The following is a 15,644-nucleotide window of genomic DNA, read 5'->3' as shown; positions in this document are numbered from 1 at the left end:
TGGGGGCGTGCGACTGCAGCGACAAGTGGTGGACTACGCGCTCCGGCGGCGAGCACTGCTGGCCGAGGTGTACTCGGGCCGCACGGGTGTGTCCGAGGTGTGTGACGCGAACCCTTATCTGCTGCGCGCCGCCAAGTTTCACGGGAAACCGAGCCAGGTCATGTGCCCGATCTGCCGCAAGGAGCAGCTGACGCTGGTGTCGTGGGTATTCGGTGAGCACCTGGGTCCGGTGTCGGGCTCGGCGCGCACGGCCGAAGAGTTGGTCCTGCTGGCAAGTCGCTTCGAGGAGTTCGCCGTCCACGTGGTGGAGGTATGTCGAACCTGCGAGTGGAACCATCTGGTCAAGTCGTACGTGCTCGGCGCGGCGCGCACCGCACCTCCGCCCAGGGGCACCCGGACCACGCGGACGGCGCGCAACGGCGCGCGAACGGCCATTGAATAACGACGGACCCCACAACCAGCCGCCGGGCGACGCGGACGGGCCGGCGACTGAGCGTGTGGGCAGACATGGAATCGGCGATCGTCCGCGCGACGCGCCATCGCCCGGCCACCGCCGGGGCGTCCCACCCGATGACAGGCTGACCACGATCCTGCCGCCGGTTGTCGACGACCGGTCACCCCGCCGGCCCGACCCCAGCGTCGACGAAGTCAAAGCCGCGATGGACGCCCCCCCGTCGACGCCCCTGCAACGGGACGCGCTCGAAGAGGTCAAGGCCGCGCTGGACAGCCGGACGTCGGCGCGCCGCGACCGGCCGGGCGGGGGAGGCCGCCCGCCGGAAGGCCCACCGCCGCCGGCGGGGCCGCGCGGACGGCCCGGCGGGCCCGACGGCTTCGGGCCCCGACCGCGGGGTGGCGTTCACTGGACCCAACAGATCAACTGGGTGTGGGTGCGGCGAGCGGCCTACCTGTCGGCGGCGGTGCTGGTGCTCCTGCCGATCGTCACGTTCGCCATGGCCTACTTCATCGTCGACATCCCCAAGCCGGGTGACCTGCGCACCAACCAGGTCTCCACCATTCTGGCCAGCGACGGGTCTGAAATCGCCAAAATCATTCCGCCCGAGGGTAATCGGGTCGACGTCAACATCAACCAGGTGCCGGTGCACGTGCGCCAGGCGGTGATCGCCGCCGAGGATCGTAACTTCTATTCGAACCCCGGGTTCGACTTCAGCGGCTTCGCGCGGGCGGTGGACAACAACCTCTTCGGCAACGGCGACCTGCAGGGCGGGTCGACGATCACCCAGCAATACGTGAAGAACGCGCTGGTGGGGTCGGCCCAGCACGGCCTCAGCGGTCTGATGCGCAAGGCCAAGGAACTCGTCATCGCCACCAAGATGTCGGGGGAGTGGTCGAAAGACGATGTGCTGCAGGCCTACCTGAACATCATCTACTTCGGCCGCGGTGCCTACGGGATCTCGGCCGCCGCCAAGGCTTATTTCAACAAACCCGTCGAGCAGCTCACGGTCTCCGAGGGTGCCTTGCTGGCGGCCCTGATTCGGCGGCCGTCCGCGCTGGACCCGGCCATCGATCCGCAGGGCGCCCGGGCCCGCTGGAACTGGGTGCTCGACGGCATGGTGGAGACCAAGGCGCTCTCACCCAGCGACCGTGCCGCGCAGGAGTTTCCACAGACCGTTCCGCCCGATCAGGCGCGCGCGGAGAACCAGACGACGGGGCCCAACGGGCTCATCGAGCGCCAGGTGACCAAAGAGTTGATGGAGTTGTTCAACATCGACGAGCGGACCCTGAACACGCAGGGCTTGCAGGTCACCACCACCATCGACCCGAAGGCCCAGCAGGCCGCCGAGAAGGCGGTTTCGAAATACCTTGACGGGCAAGACCCCGACATGCGGTCGGCCGTGGTGTCGATCGACCCGCACGACGGGGCGATCCGCGCCTATTACGGGGGCACGGACGCCAACGGCTTCGACTTCGCGCAGGCCGGGCTGCAAACCGGTTCGTCGTTCAAGGTGTTCGCCTTGGTCGCCGCGCTCGAGCAGGGGATCGGACTGGGTTACCAGGTCGACAGTTCACCGCTGACGGTCGACGGCATCAAGATCACGAACGTGGACGGCGAGGGCTGCGGGACGTGCAACATCGCCCAGGCGCTCAAGCAATCGCTGAACACCTCCTATTACCGGTTGATGCTCAAGCTCAAGGGCGGACCCCAGGCCGTCGCGGACGCCGCGCACCAGGCCGGAGTCGCGACCAGCTTCCCCGGCGTGGACCACACGTTGTCCGAAGACGGCAAGGGTGGGCCGCCCAACAACGGGGTTGTGTTGGGGCAGTACCAGACCCGGGTCATCGACATGGCCTCGGCGTACGCCACCCTGGCCGCGTCCGGTGTCTACCACCGGCCGCACTTTGTGCAGAAGGTCGTCAACTCCGACGGGCAGGTGCTCTTCGACGCGAGCAAGTCCGACAACAACGGCGAACAGCGCATCCCGAAGGCCGTGGCCGACAACGTCACCGCGGCCATGGAGCCGATCGCCAGCTACTCGCGCGGCCACGCCCTGTCGGGCGGCAGGCCGTCGGCGGCCAAGACGGGCACCACGCAGCTCGGCGACACCAACGCCGACAAGGACGCGTGGATGGTCGGATACACGCCGTCGTTGGCGACGGCCGTGTGGGTGGGCACCGCGAAAGGCGACGTGCCGCTGGTAACCGCTTCGGGCGCACCGGTTTACGGCTCGGGGCTGCCGTCGGACATCTGGAAGTCCACCATGGACGGCGCCCTGAAGGGCACGCCCAACGAATCCTTCCCCAAGCCAACCGAGATCGGCGGCTACGCGGGTGTCCCGGCGCCGCCGCCCCCGCCGCCGCAGCCGTCGGTGACCGTCATTCAGCCGACCGTCGAAGTGGCGCCCGGCATCACCATCCCGGTCGGCCCGCCCACGACGGTCACGGTCGGGCCGGCGCCGCCCGGCGGCGGTCCCGAGCCCGGTGTCCCGCCGGGTGGTCCCCAAGCCCCGCCGCCTGGCCAACCGCCACCGTGACCGAGGCTCAGCGGCAGACCGCCACCATTTCCCCAGTGCCGCTGGCCGCCGATCTGCGTAGCGTCGGCAATCGCGATTGCCCGAGTCGCACCGACCCGTTGGGCGCCGCGCTGGCGGACGTCGCCGGGGGGCCGGTAGGCCGGCACGCCCTGATCGGCCGTACCCGGGTGCTGACCCCGCTGCGGGTGATGTTCATGATCGGCCTGGTGTTCCTGGCGCTTGGCTGGTCGACGAAGGCGGCCTGCCTGCAGAGCACCGGCACCGGAACCGCCGATCAGCGGGTGGCCAACTGGGAGAACCAGCGCGCCTACTACGAGTTGTGTTACTCAGACACGGTTCCGCTTTACGGCGCGGAGTTGTTGAGCCAGGGTAAGTTTCCGTACAAGTCCAGCTGGGTCGAGACCGACGGCAGCGGCACCCCGCAGACCCGCTACGACGGCCGGCCCGCGGTGCGCTACATGGAGTATCCGGTGCTGACCGGGATGTATCAGTACGTCTCCATGGCGCTGGCGAAGACCTACACCGCGCTGAGCAAGCTGGCCCCGTTGCCGGTGGTCGCCGAGGTGGTGATGTTCTTCGACGTCGCGGCATTCGGCCTTGCGCTGGCGTGGCTGGCCACGGTCTGGGCGACCGCCGGTCTGGCGGGGCGGCGGGTCTGGGATGCGGCCCTGGTGGCCGCGTCGCCGCTGGTGATCTTCCAGATCTTCACCAACTTCGATGCGCTGGCAACGGCATTCGCGATGGCCGGGCTGCTGGCGTGGGCGCGGCGCAGACCGGTGCTCGCCGGTGTGCTGATCGGATTGGGCGCCGCCGCCAAGCTGTATCCGCTGTTGTTCCTCGGTCCGATGGTGGCCCTGGCGATCCGGACGGGGCGCTTCCGCGCGTCGGCCCGCACGGCCGGGACGGCCGCGGTGACCTGGTTGTTGGTGAATCTGCCGGTCCTGGTGCTGTTTCCGCGTGGGTGGTCGGAGTTCTTCCGGCTCAACACCCGGCGTGGCGACGACATGGATTCGGTGTACAACGTGGTGAAGTCGTTCACGGGCTGGCGCGGTTTCGATCCCAAGCTCGGGTTCTGGGAGCCGCCCACCGTGCTGAACGCGGTGGTCGCCGTACTTTTCGTAATCGGTTGTGCGGCAATCGTATACGTGGCGCTCACCGCTCCCCAGCGGCCGCGGCTGGCGCAGCTGGTGTTCTTGGTGGTGGCCGTCTTCCTGTTGACCAACAAGGTGTGGAGTCCGCAGTTCTCGTTGTGGCTGGTGCCGCTTGCGGTGCTGGCCTTGCCGCATCGCCGGATCCTGCTGGCCTGGATGACCATCGACGCGGTGGTATGGGTGCCGCGGATGTACTACCTGTATGGCAACCCGAACCGCTCGTTGCCCGAGCAGTTCTTCACCACGACGGTGTTACTGCGCGACATCGCCGTCGTCGCGTTGTGCGCGCTGGTGGTCCGCCAGATCTACCGGCCCGACGAGGATCTGGTGCGCTGGGGCGGCCGGGTGGACGACCCGTCGGGCGGCCCGTTCGACCGCGCCCCCGACGCCCCGCGGGGGTGGCTGCCGGACCGGCTGCGACCGCCCGGCGCGCGCCGCGCGGCGGTCCCCGAGGTCGAGCCCGCCGTGCCATGACACTCGTCGCCGTGCCGCTGTTTCCCCGGGTGACCGCGCTCGACGCGGTGGGCCCCTACGAGGTGCTGCAACGCGTCCCGTCGATCGAGGTGGTGTTCATCGGTCACCGCCGCGGCGAGGTGCGTACGGAAAACGGCATGCTCGGGCTGAGCTGCGACGCGCGATTCGACGAGGTCACCTCGCCGGACGTGGTGCTGTTTCCCGGCGGGATCGGCACGCGGCAGTTGATCCACGACGACACCATCCGCGCCTGGCTGCAAGCCGTGCACCCCACCACGACGTTCACCACGTCGGTGTGCACCGGCGCATTGTTGTTGGCCGCCGCGGGCCTGCTCGACGGGCTCACCGCCACCACGCATTGGCGGGCCAGCGACCTGCTCACCGACCTCGGAGCGCGTTACGTGCCGGACCGGGTCGTCGAGCACCTACCGGAGCGGATCATCACCGCCGCCGGCGTCTCCAGCGGCATCGACATGGCCTTGCGGCTGGTTGAGCTCCTGGTCGATCGACAGGCCGCGCAGGCTGCGCAGCTGCTCATCGAATACGACCCGCAGCCGCCCTTCGATTCCGGTTCCCTCGCCAGGGCCGATCAGGCGACGCTGGACAGGGCCACCGAATACCTGGGCGCCCGGCGGTAGCCGGGTTGCTCGAGCGCCCGGATCGCCGTCAGTTTTGGAGGCCACCCCGCCCGTCCGGTAGCCTGGTGCGGTTGCCGACGCAGGCGACCCTCCTGCCACGGATCGACCGTGGCCGTGCAGACCAGAGGAGGTGGTGAGGTTTCCATGCGTCCATACGAAATCATGGTCATTCTTGACCCCACGCTCGACGAGCGCACTGTTGCCCCGTCGCTGGAGACGTTCCTCAACGTCGTCCGCAAAGACGGCGGAACCGTCGAAAAGGTCGACATCTGGGGCCGGCGCCGGCTGGCCTACGAGATCGCCAAGCACGCCGAGGGCATCTATGTCGTCGTCGACCTGAAAGCGGAGCCGGCGACGGTCTCCGAGCTCGACCGCCAGCTCAGCCTCAACGAGTCGGTATTGCGCACCAAGGTGATGCGCACCGACAAGCACTAACACCCGTGGCTGAGTCGCGGGCCCACGGTCGGTGGACTTGCGTAGGCTCAGCGAGGACACGTGCCATCCACCGTCTGAGAAGCGAGTAGCAGGGCGGAACTAGGAGGAAATTGTGGCTGGTGACACCACTATCACCGTCGTCGGAAACCTGACCGCCGACCCCGAACTGCGGTTCACCCCGTCGGGTGCCGCCGTCGCGAATTTCACCGTCGCGTCGACACCGCGGATCTATGACCGCCAGAGCGGGGAATGGAAAGACGGCGAGGCCCTCTTCCTGCGCTGCAACATCTGGCGGGAAGCCGCCGAGAACGTGGCAGAGAGCCTCACCCGCGGCGCGCGAGTGATCGTCACCGGCCGGCTTAAGCAGCGGTCCTTCGAGACGCGCGAGGGCGAGAAGCGCACGGTCGTCGAGGTCGAGGTCGACGAGATCGGGCCCTCGCTGCGGTACGCCACCGCCAAGGTGAACAAGGCCAGCCGCAGCGGTGGCGGTGGCGGTGGTGGCGGATTCGGCGGCGGAGGCGGGTCCCGGCAGGGGTCGGCTCCGGCGAGCCCCGCGCCCGCCGACGACCCCTGGGGCAGCGCCCCCGCGTCGGGTTCCTTCGGCGGCGGCGACGACGAACCGCCGTTCTAAAAAGAACTTCAACAGTAAGAAACGGAAAGAAAGACAGTCATGGCCAAGTCCAGCAAGCGACGCCCGGCGCCCGAAAAGCCGGTCAAGACGCGGAAGTGTGTCTTCTGCGCGAAGAAGGACCAATCGATCGACTACAAGGACACCGCGCTGCTGCGCACCTACATCAGTGAGCGCGGCAAGATCCGCGCCCGCCGCGTCACCGGCAACTGCGTGCAGCACCAGCGCGACATCGCGATCGCGGTGAAGAACGCCCGCGAGGTGGCTCTGCTGCCCTTCACTTCCTCGGCGCGATAGCCGCCGAAGCCTGAGCGAAAGTACGAACAACGATGAAGCTGATTCTGACGGCCGACGTCGACCACCTCGGTACCGTCGGTGACACGGTCGAGGTCAAGGACGGCTATGGCCGCAACTTCCTGCTCCCGCGCGGCCTGGCGATCGTCGCATCACGCGGCGCGCAGAAGCAGGCCGACGACATCCGCCGGTCCCGCGAGAGCAAGGCGGTGCGCGACCTCGGGCACGCCAACGAACTCAAGACGGCGATCGAAGCGCTGGGCCCCGTCCAGCTGCCGGTGCGGACCGCGGCCGACTCCGGCAAGCTGTTCGGCTCGGTGACCTCCGGCGACGTCGTCGCGGCCATCAAGAAGGCGGGCGGGCCGAACCTCGACAAGCGGATCGTCCGGTTGCCCAAGTCACACATCAAGGCCGTCGGCACCCACCCGGTGTCGGTGCATCTGCATCCCGAGGTCGACGTCGAGGTCGCTCTCGAGGTTGTCGCGGAGAGCTAAGCCTCCGACGTTTGCTCTTTCCCGGCGGCGGCCCTGATCGGCCGCCGCCGGGTTCAGTTGTGCTGCGGTCATGCCCTCTGCCCTGATGGCCGACGGTCGCGGAGGCGTGCGCCAGCGAACTATTGGTGGGGGGTGTTTGGCGGACCCTATTTACCCTGCCGTAACTCTCCGAAAATATGGCTGAAAGCCAACACGCCCGGCGCAGTAACCTGCGACGACACGCCGTAGAGATTCTTGTCCACACCAAATTCGTCGCGTTACATGGCCCTTAACAGCATTGATGTTCAAGCCCATTGAATTCATACACAGGTTCTCCACACCCCACTCAACACAGGTGTCGACGGATATGCACACACGATGCACAGGTTCATGAACAGCGCCCCTTTCACCTCCTAGCCAGCAACGTCTAACGTCATCCCGGCGCGAGGCGTGCGAGTGCTGTGCGGCGAAAGTGTCGGCTCCTTGACTTACGCTGACGAGAGCGGTTTTCGAATGTACGTTCGGGTGCGTGGTAGGGGAGGAGGGATCCATGGCGGTCGTCGATGACCTGACGTCTGGCATGGATTCGCCGGCTCCCAGCGAGGACTTTGGTCGTCAGCCACCGCAGGATCTCGCGGCGGAGCAGGCGGTGCTCGGCGGCATGCTGCTGAGCAAGGACGCCATCGCCGATGTGCTGGAACGGCTGCGGCCCGGCGACTTCTACCGCCCCGCGCATCAGAACGTCTACGACGCGATCCTGGATCTTTACGGGCGCGGTGAACCGGCCGATGCCGTGACGGTGGCCGCGGAATTGGACCGCCGCGGGATGCTGCGCCGCATCGGTGGCGCGCCCTATCTGCACACGCTGATCTCGACCGTGCCCACGGCCGCCAACGCCGGCTACTACGCCGGCATCGTCGCCGAGAAGGCGCTGCTGCGCCGGCTGGTGGAGGCGGGGACGCGGGTCGTGCAGTACGGCTACGCGGGGGCCGAGGGCGCCGACGTGGCCGAGGTGGTCGATCGGGCGCAGGCGGAGATCTACGACGTCGCTGACCGCCGCACGTCGGAGGACTTCGTGCCGTTGGAGGACTTGCTGCAACCGACGATGGACGAGATCGACGCCATCGCCTCCAACGGCGGCATCTCGCGCGGCGTCCCGACCGGCTTCACCGAACTCGACGAGGTGACCAACGGCCTGCACCCCGGGCAGATGATCATCGTGGCGGCGAGACCTGGAGTCGGGAAGTCGACCCTCGGACTGGATTTTTTACGGTCCTGCTCGATCAAGCACCGGATGGCCAGCGTGATCTTCTCGCTGGAGATGAGCAAGTCCGAGATCGTGATGCGGCTGCTCTCGGCCGAGGCGAAGATCAAACTGTCCGACATGCGTTCGGGCCGGATGAGCGACGACGACTGGACGCGGCTGGCGCGGCGGATGAGCGAAATCAGCGAGGCCCCGCTGTATATAGACGACTCGCCCAACCTGACGATGATGGAGATCCGCGCCAAAGCACGCCGGCTCAAGCAGAAGGCCGACCTGAAGCTGGTCGTGGTCGACTACCTGCAGCTGATGACGTCGGGCAAGAAGCACGAGTCACGCCAGGTCGAAGTCTCGGAATTCTCGCGCCAACTCAAGTTGTTGGCCAAAGAGCTTGAGGTGCCGGTGGTGGCGATCGCTCAGCTGAACCGCGGTCCCGAGCAGCGCACCGACAAGAAGCCGATGTTGTCCGACCTCCGTGAGTCCGGGTCGCTGGAGCAGGACGCGGACATGGTCATCCTGTTGAACCGGCCGGACGCTTTCGAGCGCGACGATCCACGCGGGGGGGAGGCGGATTTCATTCTCGCCAAACACCGTAACGGGCCGACCAAGACCGTCACCGTCGCGCACCAGCTGCACCTGTCGCGTTTCGCCAACATGGCGCGGTGATTCGCTGTGGGTGTCGGTTCTCAACCAAGATGGCGGAATTGTCATCGTCGCGACATCGAATGGCGGATCCGTCACCACGATGGTTAATTCGGGAGCCGGCAACCACCGCGGCTGCTCATCAGCAGCTTCGATCCGGCGACAGCGAAGTGGGACCGTTGATCGATGACGTCATCGAATTTGCAGATGCGAGAAGGGCGTTCAAGCAATTGCTCGACGGTAAGCATCGGCAAGCTCGTCATCCGCATCAGCTGACGCGCGAGGTAAGCCGCACATGATGCTTCGAGCCCATGCATCCGCTGACGCGGACCAATAGGCCACCCCTCCCACGGAGGACATTCAGCGAAAGCGGATGTTCAACGTCGCCAGGCCGAAGATTTTCCGGCCACCGGACTTGGCGCCGATGATGATCACACCGGTTCGGGTCGCGGGGTCCAACGACTTGATCCGGCCGCTGTACTCGATGTCTGCACCGCCTGCGGCCGACACGATCGCGGGCTGCGACAGGCGCACCGCGTAGCGGGTCACCGCACCGGGGTCGCCCGACCAGGCGGACGCGAACGCGGCACCCAAACCCATGGTGAGCATTCCGTGGGCGATCACATCGGGCTGCCGCGCCAGCTTGGCGACGTTCTCGTCCCAATGCAGCGGGTTGGCGTCGCCGGCCACGCCGGCATAGTTCACCAGGTCGCCGCGCGACAATCGGGCGTGGTGCACCGGCAGCTCATCGCCGACCTTGAGGGCATCGAAGGAGAGGGTGCCGGGGATGCGCTGCGTGCCGCCCTGGGCTACCCGCACGTCAGCCTCGGGACGTACCGTCTTGCGGTAGGCCGCTTCGGAGCGATCGACTCCGGCGAGATTCACGTCGTGCATCACCACGTTCTCCGCGGCAGCCATCATCGCCGGATCGACGTCCTCCGCCGTCACCCCGACGACGGTGGTGTGCATGGTGTGCACCCGTTCGCCGACCGAGTCCGTGAAGGTGTTGGTCACGGTGATCAGATCCCTGCCCGCGATTCTGCGCACCGACGACAGCTCGACGTCCGTGTGCAGTTCATCGCCGGCCACGATCGGCCGATGCTGCTCGAAGACTTCTTCGGTTTGCAGGTACATGTCGTAACCGACGACCACCGATTCGAACAGGTGCCGGTTGGCGACCATGCCGGGGATCGACGTGAAGGTCAGCGGCGCCACCAGGCCCGAATATCCGAGCTTCGCGGCGGCAGCGACATCCCAGTGCGCGGGGTGATAGTCCTGCACCGCGCGGGCGTATTCGCGCACCTTTTCAGCGGCGACCCGGTAGCTGTCGTCGACTCGGTAGTAGTGGCCGACGCGCGATTCGAGCGTTGACTCTTCTGCTGCTGCGGTCATGAATTGCTCAACTTTTCTATCGACCGGTTCGCTGCGGCCGACCAAGGCACACTAACGTGCCGACATTGCGCCGGTAACGCCGCTGTTGAACACCGCCACCTGCCGGCGCACTCTCAAGGCCCGTAACGTCTGCGACCATGACCGTTTATGCCCTGAACCTCTTCGATATCGCCGACGCAGACGAGTACCGCGCATACTCACGACGCTCACCCGCCGAGGTGGCCAAGCACGGCGGTCGCGTCGTCGCGCTCGGGAGTCTCCAACATGCGATTGTCGGTGACATCGAGCCGCGACAAGTGCTGATACTCGTGGAATGGGAATCACGAGACGCATTTGACAGCTACTGCAACGACCCGGAGCTCGCCGATCTGCATCGGCACCGGGAGAACGGGTCATCGGGATACATCTGGCACCTATTCGACCGCCTCGACGACCTCAGGCCGGTACTGACCCGGTAATTCCCTCCTCACCGGAAGCCGGGACGGCCTTGATGGTCGTGAGTCACTCTGGGGCTCAGGCGATTCCATCGAATTGAGCGGTCATCGTCTGATCAAGCAGTGTGCCGAAATCCTCTGGGTCCTCGGGGGTCCCGCCGTAAACGGTGACGGCCTGTCCCAAAGGAAGATCAGGTGAAACGCACACGTGTGAGTCCGCGGTGGTTGCCAGGAGCAGCAGGCGCCTAGGGTCTACCGCGTCACGCGGCCAGTTGGATCGCGGCAGTCCTTGCGGGCATCCCAGGTATTCGGCGTAGGTCTGCAAGTGCCGAGGTTGGATGGGTCCGTTGGACATCCAGTCGGGAGCGACGAAGCCGGCGTGCGCCTCGCGGTAGAAGCGCCGCACGGCATTGGGGATTGCTTCGGCGAACCGCAATTCTGTGTTGTGGGAGAGAGCCGGGTCCCAGCCGATCCAACAGCGCACGTGCCGCTGGTCGGCGTCGTGATGTTCGACGGCGTACACCAGGACGGATTCTCCGGCGACGTGGCCGAGTCGGACGTCGGCGAGTTCGGTCGTGAATACGTGGGCGAAGGTGGGCACCAGTTCCAGGAAGTCGCTGTTCCACAGCGACACTGCCGCCAGGCGCCGGGCTCCTGCCGCATCGGAGTGCGCGATCGGCCGCCAGGATTCAGGCACATCGGTGCCGGATCCGATTTCGGCGAGGACGACGGGCTCGGAGTGCGCGACACTTCCAAGAATCGTTTCGATTTCGGCGATTTGCACTGTCATCGGCTGGGCGGGTCGGCGCCGATCTCGGCGATGCTATCGGGGCTTTTCATGCCATCGGCATAGGCCAGTGCTACCCGACCCACCGGCTTGTCACGTTTCATCTCGATGCGAGATTACCCATTCAGGCGCCGCCGACCGGTGGTGACTTGTTTGCCGAAGGCGGCAAGCGCTCTGGTCGCCGGGTCAAAGCGGTCGGGGGTTTCATCCCATTGTGCGGCGCACTCGACAACTTCGCGCTATGACAGCGATTCGCGGTCAATGCGTCGAAGCGCCCCTGGACTGTCAACCGATGGATTTCCCCGCCGTCGCGCAGGCAGCCCGATCGATCGCTTCGCAACGGTGGACCGCGAAGCGTCGTGCGGACTCACCGCCGCACTGTGAGCTGAGCTGGCGGAGCGCGAAATGCTCTACCGGGCGATGTCTCGCGGCACCTGCCGTCAGTCCGCGGCGGCGAGCACGTCCCGCACCGCCTCGTCGACCGTGCTCAGCAAGTCCGGGTCGATGCCGGCTCGGCCGCGAACCAGAACCGATGCGTTATTGGTGGGCGGTAGTCCCTCGGCCGGACACAAGCCGTCGGGCAGCTTGCCGATCATCGGCAACAACGCCACCCCGAGGCCCGACCGTACCGCCGCGTACAGCCCGGACAGATCGCCGCATTCGGCGGCGATCTCATAGTCGATGCCGTGGTCTTCGAGAATGGCGAAGGCGGGCTCACGCAGGGTGCACGGCTCGGAGAAGATCACCAGTGGGAGTGGGTTGCGCGCCGGGACAGCCAACGCGCGCGCGGAAATCCATTGCAGCCGAACCAACCCGGATGCGTTCGCGCGGTCCAGGCCGGCGCCGTCGAGCATGATCGCCAGGTCAACCAGCCCGCGTTCGATCGAGTCGGCCAGCGACACGTTGCGGTCGAGCCGGAACCGCACCCGCCGGTCCGGGAGCCGCTCCCGCAGCGCGCCGGTCAGCCCGGCCAGCATCACGTCCGCGCCGTGCTCGGTGGCCCCGATCGTCACGAGCTTGGGTTCGATGGCGCCGAGGTCGTCGAGCGCCGTGTCGTGTGCGGCCAATATCGTGCGGGCATGACGCAGCGTCTTCAGCCCTATCTCGGTGAACACGATGCCGCGGCCGGAGCGTTGGATCAGGGGCTCGCCGACGACCGCCTCGACCCGGCGCAGATGCTGGCTGACCGCGGACTGACTGAGGTGCAGGGCGGCGGCGGCGCGGTGAAATCCACCACAGTCGGCGACGGCGACGAGGCTGCGCAGCGGCGCGATGTCCAGCACCTGGGGCATAGCAGCACCATAATCCGATCTGGATTGGTGATCAATCGTTGAGTCCTAGCCCTAAATCTCAGCCAAGGCCCTGCCGCACTGATAAGGGGATGCGATCGGTCCCGATCAGCAATAATCGTTGGACTGCCGGGGAGGGTCTGGGCCAGCATGGGTCGCATGGACCTGCCGCGCATGCCACTGACCACCGCGTCGGCGGTGACGTTCTTCTACGCGCTCGGTTACCCCATCGGAGTGCTGGCGGTGACCGCCATGGCGCCGATGGCCGCGCTGGTGCTCCGCTTCGGTTTGGCCGCAACGATTTTGGGCTTGTGGGCGGTACTGGCCAAGGCGCCCTGGCCCCGGGGCGCCCAGTTCGGTCACGTCGCGGTGGTCGGCCTGCTGATCCAGGCCCTGCAGTTCTGCTGCCTGTACGAAGCCGTTCAGCTCGGATCGCCCGCGGTGCTGTGCGCGGTGGTGATCGCGATGAATCCGGTCGCCACGGCCATCCTCGCCGCCATGTTCTTGCGCGAGCCGCTCGGTCCCCAACGGATGGTCGCGCTCCTTCTCGGCGTCCTCGCGGTGCTCGCCGCATGCGCCAAACGGTTGGCGTCCACCCACGGAGTGGACCCGGTCATCGTGCTGCTTGGCATTGCGCTGCTGGGCCTTTCGGCGGGCGGCGTCTATCAGCAGCGGTTCTGCGCCGGCGTCGACTTTCGCGCGATGAGCGCGATGCAGAACGCGGTCGCGCTCATTCCGGCGGCCGCGCTGGCGACCCTCACGCCGTTCACCGTGCACGACGTCCGGCGGGCGGCGATCGCGGTCGCCGGCATGGTGCTGCTGAACGCGACGCTCGCGGTGAGCCTCTACGTCCGGGCCATCAACACCCACGGCGCGGCTGCGGTGGCGATGCTCTTCGCCGTCATCCCCGCGGTCGCCGCGGTGCTGGCCTGGCTCATGCTGGGCCAGCGCCCCGACCCCGGTGTCGCGGTCGGCCTCGTCCTGGGCGGGTTCGCCTGCTGGCTCAACAGCCGACAGTCTCGTCCACGCCGAGCGGCCCAGGCTGCGGAGCCTACCGGCGCGTTGCAGGCCTCGGTCGCGGTTGGTCAGCGGGTTCACGCGTCGTGCGGGTCGCCCTCGGGTCCGGCATGAGGGGGCTTCCCAATTGCCCGCGACACCAAGCGCTTTGACGATGGAGGGTGCCCCGCCTGCAGGCGGGAGCCCCGCGTCCCCGCTGTGGCGGGCTGATCCGGAGAACCAGCCAGCGGCGCGCCCACCCAGCCAGGCATGCTGGGACTACGGTGATCTCTATGACGCCGGCCGGCCGTACGTCCGCAGACCCCGTGAGGCGGCGCCCGAAAGACCGCAAGGCGCAGATCGCCCGCGCCGCCACCGACGCCTTCGGCGAATTCGGATACCACGCGGTCAGCATGGAAAACATCGCTGCCCGTGTGGGAATCTCGGCGGCGGCGCTGTACCGGCATTCGCAGGGCAAATACGACTTGTTCCGTTCGGCGGTCCTCGCGCTCGGGCAACAACTCGTCGATGCGACGGACTTCGCCGATGAACTGCCCGAGGGCGCCGATCCCGAAGCGACGCTGCGCGCGCTGACCGCTGCGTTGATCGACACCGCCATCGCCAACCGCACCGCGGGCGGGCTGTACCGATGGGAGGGCCGTTACCTACTCGGTGAAGATCAGGGGCTATTGGCAGAGCAGGTCAAGTTGGTCAACCGTCGCCTGCAGCGGCCGTTACTCAGCTTGCGGCCCAAGCTGAAATCGCGGCAACGCTGGGTGCTGTCGGCAGCCGCGTTGAGCGTCATCGGCAGCATCACCGACCATCGCTCCCGGCTGGGCAACGGCGAGATCCGGGCGACGTTGGCCGACATCGCCACCGCCGTGTTGTGGGCCGACGTGCCGGCGCAGCGGACCGGCACGGCGGGGCCGGCGCCGGCAGTGGCGATCACCAGCGCGGTCGGCAGCTACGAAATACTCTTGCGCGAATCGATGCGTCTGTTCAACGAACGGGGTTACCGCGAAACCGGTATGGAGGACATCGCGGCGGCCGTCGGCATACCGGTGGCCAGCATTTACCAATACTTTCCGAGCAAGTCCGCCATCTTGGCGGCCTCATACCGCCGCGGCGCCGACCAGCTCTCCGGCGACCTGTCGACCATTGTGGCCGCCGGGGGCGATCCCGAGCAGTCGTTGCGGCGGCTGATCGACGCCTTCGTCGCGCGGTCGCTGGTCAGCCCCGAACTCGCCCGGGTGTACTACACCGAGCGGCACAACCTGGCGGACGCGGACGCGTTGCTGCTGTACAACATTCAGCGTTCCATCGTCGAATCGTGGGCCGGGCTGGCGGTGGCGGCGCGGCCCGACCTGACGCTCGGCCGCGCGCGATACGCCGTACACGGTGCGTTCGCCCTCGCCGTCGACATCGGCCGGCTCGTCATTCCCGGCTCGAGCCAGTCGGCACGCATGACACTGCGGCGGCTGATGGAAATCACCTTGCTGGGCCAGCCCGCCACGACATCGGGCAAGGCTGCCGGCGGGACGCGACGGCGCTGAGTCGCCTAGGGTGCGTCGGCGACAGCCGAATTGCGCACCACTTCCTGGATCTGTGCTGGCCGACGTGAAGTCAATCGCAGCTCCGAACCCCAGTTAAACCAACACGAATTGGGACGTCCGGCGCGACCGGGCAACGCAAAATTATCGGCAGAAGCTACCGAAGCGGGCGAATAGTCATTAACATAATGGCTCGTCTAGCTCGTGCGA

At 67.0% G+C, this 15,644-nt stretch carries 15 protein-coding genes; 12 read left to right on the top strand and 3 right to left on the bottom strand.

Translation table 11 applies throughout. The annotated features are described in order from the left end of the window. Window positions 1–7: 7 nt before the first annotated feature. The 9 genes from G6N51_RS18840 (at window position 8) to dnaB (ending at window position 9,010) form a co-directional block, all read left to right on the top strand. The gene (locus G6N51_RS18840) at window positions 8–442 is read left to right on the top strand and encodes a DUF5318 family protein (RefSeq protein ID WP_163682969.1); all 435 of its coding nucleotides are present in this window, start codon (window positions 8–10) and stop codon (window positions 440–442) included. Continuing rightward, the gene (locus tag G6N51_RS18835; RefSeq protein WP_372510223.1) at window positions 435–2,990 is read left to right on the top strand and encodes a transglycosylase domain-containing protein; all 2,556 of its coding nucleotides are present in this window, start codon (window positions 435–437) and stop codon (window positions 2,988–2,990) included. The genes G6N51_RS18840 and G6N51_RS18835 overlap by 8 nt, the downstream gene beginning before the upstream one ends. Continuing rightward, window positions 2,987–4,615 (top strand): glycosyltransferase family 87 protein, encoded by a 1,629-nt coding sequence (locus G6N51_RS18830; RefSeq protein ID WP_083171121.1) that lies wholly within the window; start codon window positions 2,987–2,989, stop codon window positions 4,613–4,615. Before G6N51_RS18835 ends, G6N51_RS18830 begins: the two co-directional genes overlap by 4 nt. Then, entirely contained in the window at window positions 4,612–5,253 is a 642-nt protein-coding gene (locus G6N51_RS18825; protein ID WP_083171119.1) for a DJ-1/PfpI family protein, read from the top strand. The genes G6N51_RS18830 and G6N51_RS18825 overlap by 4 nt, the downstream gene beginning before the upstream one ends. Window positions 5,254–5,397: 144 nt before the next feature. Then, window positions 5,398–5,688 (top strand): 30S ribosomal protein S6, encoded by a 291-nt coding sequence (gene rpsF / locus G6N51_RS18820; protein ID WP_036362157.1) that lies wholly within the window; start codon window positions 5,398–5,400, stop codon window positions 5,686–5,688. Window positions 5,689–5,800: 112 nt separating this feature from the next. Beyond that, window positions 5,801–6,319, top strand: coding sequence for a single-stranded DNA-binding protein (locus G6N51_RS18815; protein WP_083171117.1), 519 nt, complete (start codon window positions 5,801–5,803; stop codon window positions 6,317–6,319). Between the two features lie 39 nt (window positions 6,320–6,358). Further along, window positions 6,359–6,613 (top strand): 30S ribosomal protein S18, encoded by a 255-nt coding sequence (gene rpsR, locus G6N51_RS18810; protein WP_055399563.1) that lies wholly within the window; start codon window positions 6,359–6,361, stop codon window positions 6,611–6,613. 32 nt (window positions 6,614–6,645) lie between these two features. Continuing rightward, window positions 6,646–7,104, top strand: coding sequence for a 50S ribosomal protein L9 (rplI, locus tag G6N51_RS18805; protein ID WP_083171115.1), 459 nt, complete (start codon window positions 6,646–6,648; stop codon window positions 7,102–7,104). Window positions 7,105–7,633: 529 nt separating this feature from the next. Next, window positions 7,634–9,010, top strand: a complete 1,377-nt coding sequence (gene dnaB, locus G6N51_RS18800) for a replicative DNA helicase (RefSeq protein ID WP_083171113.1) — start codon at window positions 7,634–7,636, stop codon at window positions 9,008–9,010. 336 nt (window positions 9,011–9,346) lie between these two features. Here the strand turns inward: dnaB and G6N51_RS18795 are convergent, their stop codons facing one another. After that, a complete protein-coding gene (locus tag G6N51_RS18795; RefSeq protein ID WP_083171111.1) occupies window positions 9,347–10,378 on the bottom strand; it encodes a fused (3R)-hydroxyacyl-ACP dehydratase subunits HadA/HadB in 1,032 nt (343 codons plus the stop codon). A gap of 137 nt (window positions 10,379–10,515) precedes the next feature. On the opposite strand from G6N51_RS18795, the gene G6N51_RS18790 reads away from it, so the two are divergent. Next, on the top strand, window positions 10,516–10,836 hold the full coding sequence (locus G6N51_RS18790) for a DUF1330 domain-containing protein (RefSeq protein WP_083171109.1): 321 nt from the start codon (window positions 10,516–10,518) through the stop codon (window positions 10,834–10,836). A gap of 55 nt (window positions 10,837–10,891) precedes the next feature. Here G6N51_RS18790 and G6N51_RS18785 read toward each other — a convergent pair whose 3' ends face one another. Together G6N51_RS18785 and G6N51_RS18780 are read right to left on the bottom strand one after the other, a co-directional pair. After that, window positions 10,892–11,602 carry a hypothetical protein gene (locus tag G6N51_RS18785; protein ID WP_142274909.1) on the bottom strand — a complete coding sequence of 237 codons (711 nt, stop codon included), beginning with the start codon at window positions 11,600–11,602 and terminating at the stop codon, window positions 10,892–10,894. Window positions 11,603–12,039: 437 nt separating this feature from the next. Continuing rightward, window positions 12,040–12,891: a LysR family transcriptional regulator gene (locus G6N51_RS18780; protein WP_083171105.1), complete on the bottom strand. Its 852-nt coding sequence runs from the start codon at window positions 12,889–12,891 to the stop codon at window positions 12,040–12,042. 171 nt (window positions 12,892–13,062) lie between these two features. Here G6N51_RS18780 and G6N51_RS18775 point away from each other — a divergent pair, with 171 nt between their 5' ends. Further along, on the top strand, window positions 13,063–14,019 hold the full coding sequence (locus tag G6N51_RS18775) for a DMT family transporter (RefSeq protein WP_083171374.1): 957 nt from the start codon (window positions 13,063–13,065) through the stop codon (window positions 14,017–14,019). Window positions 14,020–14,210: 191 nt separating this feature from the next. Continuing rightward, a complete protein-coding gene (locus G6N51_RS18770; RefSeq protein WP_174814402.1) occupies window positions 14,211–15,437 on the top strand; it encodes a TetR/AcrR family transcriptional regulator in 1,227 nt (408 codons plus the stop codon). Window positions 15,438–15,644 lie beyond the last annotated feature (207 nt).

This window comes from Mycobacterium paraseoulense, from assembly GCF_010731655.1.
Classification (GTDB): domain Bacteria; phylum Actinomycetota; class Actinomycetes; order Mycobacteriales; family Mycobacteriaceae; genus Mycobacterium; species Mycobacterium paraseoulense.
The sequence above is the reverse complement of the archived record's forward strand: the minus strand, read 5'-3'. Positions and strand labels throughout refer to the sequence as shown.

Coding starts and splice junctions, on each gene's coding strand:
- G6N51_RS18780 (WP_083171105.1), bottom strand. CDS start 12,891: ATGCCCCAGGTGCTGGACATCGCGCCGCTGCGCAGCCTCGTCGCCGTC.
- rpsF (WP_036362157.1), top strand. CDS start 5,398: ATGCGTCCATACGAAATCATGGTCATTCTTGACCCCACGCTCGACGAG.
- G6N51_RS18775 (WP_083171374.1), top strand. CDS start 13,063: ATGCCACTGACCACCGCGTCGGCGGTGACGTTCTTCTACGCGCTCGGT.
- dnaB (WP_083171113.1), top strand. CDS start 7,634: ATGGCGGTCGTCGATGACCTGACGTCTGGCATGGATTCGCCGGCTCCC.
- G6N51_RS18785 (WP_142274909.1), bottom strand. CDS start 11,602: ATGACAGTGCAAATCGCCGAAATCGAAACGATTCTTGGAAGTGTCGCG.
- rplI (WP_083171115.1), top strand. CDS start 6,646: ATGAAGCTGATTCTGACGGCCGACGTCGACCACCTCGGTACCGTCGGT.
- rpsR (WP_055399563.1), top strand. CDS start 6,359: ATGGCCAAGTCCAGCAAGCGACGCCCGGCGCCCGAAAAGCCGGTCAAG.
- G6N51_RS18825 (WP_083171119.1), top strand. CDS start 4,612: ATGACACTCGTCGCCGTGCCGCTGTTTCCCCGGGTGACCGCGCTCGAC.
- G6N51_RS18795 (WP_083171111.1), bottom strand. CDS start 10,378: ATGACCGCAGCAGCAGAAGAGTCAACGCTCGAATCGCGCGTCGGCCAC.
- G6N51_RS18790 (WP_083171109.1), top strand. CDS start 10,516: ATGACCGTTTATGCCCTGAACCTCTTCGATATCGCCGACGCAGACGAG.